Genomic DNA, 1,618 nt, shown 5'->3' with positions numbered 1-1,618 from the left:
TCTCCAAATTGGTCTTTAATGACCATTCCACGAAGCATATCTTGGCGAGCATTTAAGAGAATCCGCCATTTGATAATGGTTGGATCAGACTTATCTTGGTAACCGTATTTCATCTCATAGTCTCCAGCTTCTCCAGCTGTTTTTTCATAATTCAATGAAAAATCTGTATTTCCTAGTTTAAACTGGATTGGAGATGTTTTTGTAACTACTTCTGAGTCTACTTTTACATCAAAATGAAGAGCAACTCGTTTGTTGAGTGGATGAGATGCGAAATAATCATTAAAGGTGACAGTTACTGTTTTCTTTGCTGTATCAACGACCGCTTTCCCCACAGTTTGGCCATTTGATTGACCTTCTTCGAGAACATTGAATTCCAATGCTGTGTAGAGGGCTAATTCTTTTGGCAAACTAAGAATTAAGGTATCACCAGCTTGAATAGTTTGCGAATCTGGAAAGGCTAAATAAATACTTGCTGACAATTTTTCATTTGTCAACACCTTGCTTCCATTTGTTAGCGTGTTACCGTCTTTCGTTAGACGTGCTGTCTGTGTATATGATGAGACTTCTGCAGCATGTATTGTTTTAGTCAAACCAGCTGTGAATAGAATCGTTAGCACCAAGGCAAGTGCCCATACAATTTGACGAACCTGTTTCATATATACCTCCTCTGCTCGCCTATTTGCGAGCCATGTTTTTTACAAGGTTAAAGTCCGATTTCTGCTTGAACAACTGCAGCAATGGTATCTACATAGTAGTCCACTTCTTCATGGGTAGGTGCTTCTGCCATCACACGAAGGAGAGGTTCAGTTCCACTTGGACGCACGAGGATGCGGCCATTTCCTACCATTTCCGCTTCCATTTTTTCAATGATTTCACGAATGGCAGGCACTTCCATCGCCTTGTCTTTCATGCTATTTTCAACCCGGATATTGACCAGTTTTTGTGGATAAATGGTTACTTCAATAGCCAATTCAGATAATTTCTTGCCGGTTTCTTGCATGATTTTTGTCAATTGAACGCCTGTTAATTGACCATCACCTGTTGTGTTGTAATCCATGATGACGACGTGACCGGATTGTTCACCACCAAGATTGTATCCTGATTTGCGCATTTCTTCGACCACATAACGATCTCCAACAGCTGTGATTTCTTTTTGAATCCCCTTCGCATCCAATGCCTTGTGGAAGCCGAGATTAGACATGACGGTTGTGACGATCGTATTTTTTTCGAGCAAGCCTTTGCTTGAAAGATAAGAACCGATGATGTACATGATCTTATCTCCGTCTACAATCTCTCCATTTTCATCAACAGCAATCAAGCGATCGCTGTCTCCGTCAAAGGCAAGACCAATCGCTGCACCTACTTCTTTCACCTTCTCTTGCAAATGCTCTGGGTGAGTAGAACCAACCCCATCATTGATGTTCAAACCATCTGGGTTTTCACCGATGACGGTCAATTGAGCTCCCAAATCTGCAAAGATTTGACGGGCACTAGTAGAGGCTGCACCATTTGCTGTATCTAAGACTACGTGCATACCCTCGAGTTGGACACCTGTCGATACAAGGAATTCTTGATACTTACGCAAGCCTTCCGGATATTCCATGACCGTTCCTAAACC

Annotated in this window: 2 protein-coding genes; both read right to left on the bottom strand. The window is 41.9% G+C overall.

Annotated features, from left to right (window positions below; genetic code table 11):
- On the bottom strand, positions 1–656 hold a 656-nt coding region (locus tag SPADD19_RS05155; RefSeq protein ID WP_241496476.1), incomplete at its 3' end, for an Ig-like domain-containing protein.
- A gap of 47 nt (positions 657–703) precedes the next feature.
- Positions 704–1,618: phosphohexomutase domain-containing protein (locus tag SPADD19_RS05150; protein WP_241496475.1), on the bottom strand; the 915-nt coding region annotated here is incomplete at its 5' end.

This window comes from Streptococcus parasanguinis, from assembly GCF_001578955.1.
Lineage (GTDB): Bacteria > Bacillota > Bacilli > Lactobacillales > Streptococcaceae > Streptococcus > Streptococcus parasanguinis_U.
The sequence above is the reverse complement of the archived record's forward strand: the minus strand, read 5'-3'. Positions and strand labels throughout refer to the sequence as shown.